This window comes from Variovorax sp. 01T439_2, from assembly GCF_056398445.1.
The window spans coordinates 1-5,279 of record NZ_JBFTPJ010000449.1 but is presented as its reverse complement, the minus strand read 5'-3'; the positions used below and the strand labels follow the sequence as shown (position 1 = coordinate 5,279).

The window sequence follows — 5,279 nt, the reverse complement described above, 5'->3', positions numbered from 1 at the left end:
CCACGGTGCTGAGCGAGGGCGCGGAGTTCCTGGCGATCGTCGGCGTGCTGGAAGGGGTGAACGTGGGCTTCATGTCCTCCGTCATCGGGTTCGCCGAGCTGTCGGACCAGTACAGCGATGCCAAGGCGGAACTGGCGCAGGCGGCCCGGGATGCCGCCGCTGCCGGGCACCCGGGCCTGGCCGCGCGCCTGAACCGCCTGGCCACCGACGGCGCGGGCACCATGGACAAGGACGCGCCGACGAGCACCCAGAACACCCGGGGCGACGCCTTCTCATCGGACTACGACCCCTTTGCCGTGCCCGACGGCGGATCTTCCAGCGATCCATCCGCCGGCGGCGACGGGCCGACCTCGTCGGAGCCCAGCTCGTCGGAGCCCAGCTCGTCAGAGCCCAGCTCGTCCGAGCCCAGTTCGTCCGAGCCCAGTTCGTCCGAGCCCAGTTCATCCGGGCCCAGCTCATCCGAGCCCAGCTCATCAGAGCCCAATTCGTCCGAACCCAATTCCTCCGGTTTCTGAAACAAGCTTGCCCCCATGCAGATCATCAAGCCCCAGACACTCGGGCTCTCGTTCAGGCCCATGGCGTTCCGCAAGCGGTTCGGCCTGTCCGTGTCGGGCTACCTGCACGTCCCTTTCGCGCAGCCGGCGCAGGGCTGTCTCTGGGGCGAGCAGTCGATGTGGAATTTTCTCGGCGCCGAGATGGCGGTGCCCTTGATCGACGAGGGCATCGCCAAGCTGACGCCGGAGTTTCTCGTGCATGGCAGGGCCTTCGCGGCGCCCGAGCGCCCCGAGGCCGTTGCGGTGCGCGCTCGGCTTGGCGGCACCTCGAAGACTCTGCTGGCATTCGGGGAGCGCTACTGGGACGGTGACGCGCCGAGTGCGCCGGCGCCGATGCAGCCGCTGGCCCTGGACTGGCCCAATGCCTATGGCGGCGCGGACTTCGCCGAGAACCCATCGGGGCGCGGCCGCCAGGCCGCCGACCGCATTCGATGGCTGCCCGCCCTCGAATACCCGGGCGACCGGCTGCGCAGGCCGGACCAGGCGGTGGCGCCCGCGGCCTTCGCGCCGCTCGACGTGCTGCATCCGCTGCGGGCGGCGCTGCGCGGCACCTACGACGCCAACTGGCTGAAGGAGCATGCACCCGGCTACGCGCCCGACCTGAACTGGCAGCACTTCAACATGGCGCCGCGCGACCAGTGGATCGATGCGCCCTTGCGCGGCGACGAGACCTACGAGCTCGATCACATGCATCCCGAGCGCCCGCACATCGAAGGCCGGCTGCCAGGTCTTCGCGTGCGTGCGTTCGCGCACTACCGGATGGGCGAGGGGGACAGCGCGGTCTTCAAGCTGCGTGAAATTCCGATGCGGCTGACGACGGTGTGGTTCTTCCCGGCGGCGCAGCGGATGGTCCTGGTCTTCCACGGCCTGGCTGAAACTGCCGAGGACGACGCATCCGACATCCACGATCTGCTCGGGGCGGTCGAGCGCATCGATCCGGCCGAGGCGCGCACTGGCGCGCACTACCTGTCGGTGCTCGAGAAACGCACGCGCGGCCGCGACGCGGCGCTCGAGGCCCTGAACGACGGCGATCTGCAGCCCGAGGGCCTGGACACCGCCGATCCCTCGCTGGAAGCCCTGCAAGCCGTCATGAAGTCGCAAGGCCTGCAGGAGGCGGCGCAGTACCGCCGCGCGCAAGTCGAGGTGCAGTTGGCGCGCGACTTCCTGCAGTCGAAGGGCAGGGACCCCGATGCGCTCGGCGTCCGGCTGGCGCCGCGAGAAAAGCCGCCGCCCGCCGCCGAGATGCCGGCCTACCTGAAGAAGCTGCGCGAGCAGATGGACGCGCAGCGATGGGCGGCGCTGGACGACGCGGCAACGCACGCCGAAACCGCGATCGCCTTCGCCAGAAAGCACAAACCCGCCGCTGAAAAGCTCCAGCACCGCGGTCCGCCGCTCTTCAGCGCGAAGCAGCAGCTCGCTGAACTGGAAGGCGCGCACCGTACTGCCGGCAAGCCCTTCGACCGTGCGCGCATCGGTACCGCGCTCTGGCGCATGCAGAACTCGCTGCACGTCGACTACCTGCAGACGGCGCACCTGCAGGCAGCCGCCGTTCCCCTTGCGGGCGAGGCCGCGGCGGCGAGCCGCCGCGAGGTGGCGTTCTTGCTGAGGAGCCATCTGAAGCGGTGGCCGGGCATCGACCTGACGGGCGCGGACCTGTCGAACCTCGATCTGCGCGGCGTCGATTTCACCGGCGCCTGGCTGGAGAGCGCGAACCTGCGCGACGCCAACCTGTCGGGCGCGAAGCTGCAGGCCACGGTGCTGGCCCACGCCGACCTGCGTGGGGCGATCGCCATCGGCACCGACTTCCGTGCGGCCAACCTCGGCGGCGCCGAATGCGCACAGGCGGTGTTCGACAACGCGAACCTGCAAGGCGCCATCCTCGGTGGCACCCGGCTCGGCCTGGCCCAGCTGCGCGGCGCGCGGCTCGCGCAGGCTCAATGGCTCGACAGCGTCTGGGCCGGAGCCGACGCCTCGGCGATCGTGGCGMCGGKGATGCTGTTCTACAAGCTCGACATGAGCGGGGCGCGGTTCGTCGAAGCCGTCCTGGCCAACTGCAGCTTCATCGAATGCAACCTGCAGGGCGCAGACTTCAGCGGCGCGGATCTCGGCGCGGCCAGCCTGGTCGGCTGCAATGCCGCGAACGCCCGCTTCGTCGGCGCCCGGATGGCTGGCGCGGTGGTGGTCAAGACCACACGCCTGGCGGGAGCCGATTTCACCGGTGCCATGCTGGCCAATGCCAACCTGGGCGAATGCGACCTGAGCGGCGCGCGGCTGGCGCGGGCGAACCTCGCGGGGGCGAACTTCGGCATGGGCCTTCTTTCGGACAGCGACCTGCGCCTGGCGAACGCCAAAGGGGCGCTGTTTCGCAAGGCGGGGCTGCAGCGGGCCCGTCTCGCGGGCGCCAACTTCCACGATGCCATCCTGCAGTCCGCCGACCTGCGCGGCGCGGATCTGCGGGAGGCCAACCTCTTCGGCGCCGACCTGTCCCGCGTGCGGCTCGATGGCGACGCGAAGTTCGACGGGGCGTTGCTCGAACGTGCGCGCATCCACCCACGGCTGACGCCGGAACAGCATGCGGGAGGGCGTTGAGATGCCCAGCGCACTGCTGACCCCGAAACTGCTGGCACTCGCCGTGACGCTGGGCGAGCCGATGGAAGACAAGGACTTTGGCGCCGGCGCCTATGCGCGCGCGTACCTGGCCGGCGGCGTGTTCTCGCGCTGCCGCTTCGACGAGGCCGACCTGCGCGGCGCCGACCTGCGCGAGACGCTGTTCGACCAGTGCAGCTTCAAGGGCGCGCTGATGGACGGCGCCAGCTTGCGCCGCGCCGTGCTCAACCGGTGCACCTTCGACCATGCTGCGCTGCGCAGTGCCGACCTGCACGGCGCGGTGCTGACCGACTGCGCGCTGCCGCATGCGCAACTGACCCAGGCTGTGCTGTCGATGGCAACCGTCTCGAACTGCGACTTCGCCCATGCCGCGCTGATCGGAGCCGACCTGGAGTCTTCGACCTTCACGCGGTCGAACCTGGTGGACGTCAACGCGGACGACAGCCGCTGGGTCCACACCTCGATGCTCGCATGCGGCTTGGCGCAAATGACCTGGGCGCGCGCCCGGATGCAGCGGGTCGTGTTCCACGAGGTCGACCTGCAGGGGAAATCCTTCGCCGGCCTGTCCCTCGACGGTTGCCAGTTCGCGAACTGCAACCTCGGCGGCGCGAGCTTTCGCAACGCGCCGATGCGGCAATGCAATTTCCAGGGCGCGCGCCTCGATCGTGTCGACTTCTCCGGCGCGCAAGGGCCGATGGCCGTGTTCTGCGATGCCCGGGGGGAAGCCGTCAACTTCGCGGGCGCGGGGCTGCGGCAGGCGCTGTTCACGCGCAGCATGCTGCCCGGCGCGCGCTTCGATGGCGCCGACCTGCACCAGTGCCACTTTGCGGATGCGAAGCTGGCTGCCGCCTCGCTGCGCGACTGCGATCTGAGCTATGCCGATTTCAGCCGGGCCGACCTGCAAAAGGTCGACGGCCGCGGCGCCACCCTGTTGCGCACCGTGCTGCATCGCGCCGACACCGAGGACGCGCTGTGGACCGACCGCCCCCGGGCGCTGGAAACCGACGCGGCGTTGGCGCGCGCGGAACTCTGGAGGGGGCCTGCGCCATGACGCGAAATCCGCCGGCCCGCCATGCCGCTTTCTTCCTGTTCTCCACACCTCCGAGGAGTGCCTTCCGATGACTCACGCTACCGCCGCCCCTCTCGACGCCAGCCGCCCGAAGGCGCAGCCGCGCACCCACAAGCAGGCGCCGCCGCGGCGGCCCTCGCCGATCGCCGCCGAATCCTGCGTGGGCGTGGTGGTGGCCGGTGCGGCCGATGAACTGCGCGTGGTCGCAGGCGACTTCGGCGCCCGCGCGCAGCTGCATGCGCCGGCGATCGCGCTGAGTTCGCGGCGCTTCGCGCTGGACAGCGCGCGCACCGACATCGCCAGCGACGATCTCGAATTCGCCGGAGGCCAGGTCCGCATCGTGGCCGGGGCAATGCGGCTGATCGGATCGGCGCTTTCCACGGTGTTCGACCGGGTCACGCATTTCAGCAAGCACCATGCGCGCACCACCGAAGGCCTGGACCGCGTGCATGCGGCGCATCTGGAGATGGAAGCGCAGCAGCTCGTGCACATCAGCGCGGAGCACGCACTGGTGAACGGCAGCAAGCTGGTCAAGGCGCGCGGCGGGCAGATCCATTTCGGATAGAGGAGGCGCTTCATGTTCGCCAATTGCCAGATGATGGGCACCGACATGGGATTTCCCGATGTGTGCCTGACGCCCACGCCGGCTGGCCCGGTGCCCATTCCCTATCCCAATGTGGCCATGGGGCCGATGGCGGTGCCGAACTGCCCGAACATCCTCATCATGGGCATGCCGGTGCACAACCTGGCCACCACCATTCCCATGACCAACGGCGACAACGCGGGCGTCAACATGGGGGTGGCGTCGGGCACCGTGATGGGACCGAGCCGGCACTTGACGGGCGCCTTCACCGTGCTGTACCTCGGCATGCCCGCGACCCGTCTGACCAGCATGTCGCTGCAGAACAGCACCAACTGCCCGGGCGTGCGGATCGTGCCGAGCCAGACGATGGTGCTGTTGCTTGCGCCCTGAGGCGCCGCCAATCCGGCAGGCTGCAAGGCCTGCCGGGGAAGAGTCAGGGACCGGAAGAAATGGGAGAGGGGCCTCG

At 69.6% G+C, this 5,279-nt stretch carries 4 protein-coding genes and 1 pseudogene; all 5 read left to right on the top strand.

What is annotated here, in order from left to right:
* Positions 1 to 274: 274 nt before the first annotated feature.
* Positions 275 to 445, top strand: a pseudogene (locus tag AC1DOC_RS20125) (pentapeptide repeat-containing protein); the annotation flags it as partial.
* Positions 446 to 701: 256 nt separating this feature from the next.
* Complete coding sequence (locus AC1DOC_RS20120) at positions 702 to 3,143, top strand: DUF2169 family type VI secretion system accessory protein (protein WP_478130356.1); 2,442 nt, start codon at positions 702 to 704, stop codon at positions 3,141 to 3,143.
* Position 3,144: 1 nt separating this feature from the next.
* Positions 3,145 to 4,212, top strand: coding sequence for a pentapeptide repeat-containing protein (locus tag AC1DOC_RS20115; RefSeq protein ID WP_012745696.1), 1,068 nt, complete (start codon positions 3,145 to 3,147; stop codon positions 4,210 to 4,212).
* A gap of 67 nt (positions 4,213 to 4,279) precedes the next feature.
* Positions 4,280 to 4,795 (top strand): DUF3540 domain-containing protein, encoded by a 516-nt coding sequence (locus tag AC1DOC_RS20110; RefSeq protein WP_478130355.1) that lies wholly within the window; start codon positions 4,280 to 4,282, stop codon positions 4,793 to 4,795.
* Between the two features lie 12 nt (positions 4,796 to 4,807).
* Positions 4,808 to 5,203 (top strand): DUF4150 domain-containing protein, encoded by a 396-nt coding sequence (locus AC1DOC_RS20105; RefSeq protein ID WP_012745698.1) that lies wholly within the window; start codon positions 4,808 to 4,810, stop codon positions 5,201 to 5,203.
* Positions 5,204 to 5,279: the final 76 nt, after the last annotated feature.